General features: G+C 61.0%; 1 protein-coding gene. It reads left to right on the top strand.

The genetic code is table 11. From position 1 onward, the window contains the following. Positions 1-495: catalase (locus tag HU765_RS26615; RefSeq protein ID WP_186624086.1), on the top strand; the 495-nt coding region annotated here is incomplete at both ends.

The raw sequence follows: 495 nt of genomic DNA, 5'->3' as shown, positions 1-495 counted from the left end.
AACCCGTTCGACGTCACCAAGACCTGGTCGCAGAAAGAGTTTCCGCTGATCGAAGTGGGTGAGCTTGAGCTCAATCGCAATCCGCTGAACTACTTTGCAGAAGTCGAGCAAGCCGCGTTCGGCCCAAGCAACATGGTTCCAGGCGTGGGCCTCTCGCCGGACCGGATGCTGCAAGGGCGCGTATTCGCCTACGCCGATGCCCACCGCTATCGTGTCGGTACCAACCACCAGCAATTGCCGGTGAACGCCCCGCGCAGCCCGGTAAACACGTACCAGCGTGACGGTTCGATGGCCTTCGGCAGCAATGGCGGCGCAGCGCCGAATTACGAGCCGAACAGCTACATCGAGGCACCCAAACAAGCGCCGCATTACGCCGAGCCTGCGCTGGCCTTGAGCGGTGCCGCTGATCGCTACGACCATCGCGAAGACACCGATTACTACAGCCATGCCGGCGCGTTGTTTCGGTTGATGAGCGACGAGCAGAAGGCCTTGTTG

It is taken from the genome of Pseudomonas sp. SWRI81 (assembly GCF_014268545.1).
Lineage (GTDB): Bacteria > Pseudomonadota > Gammaproteobacteria > Pseudomonadales > Pseudomonadaceae > Aquipseudomonas > Aquipseudomonas hamedanensis.
The sequence above is the reverse complement of the archived record's forward strand: the minus strand, read 5'-3'. Positions and strand labels throughout refer to the sequence as shown.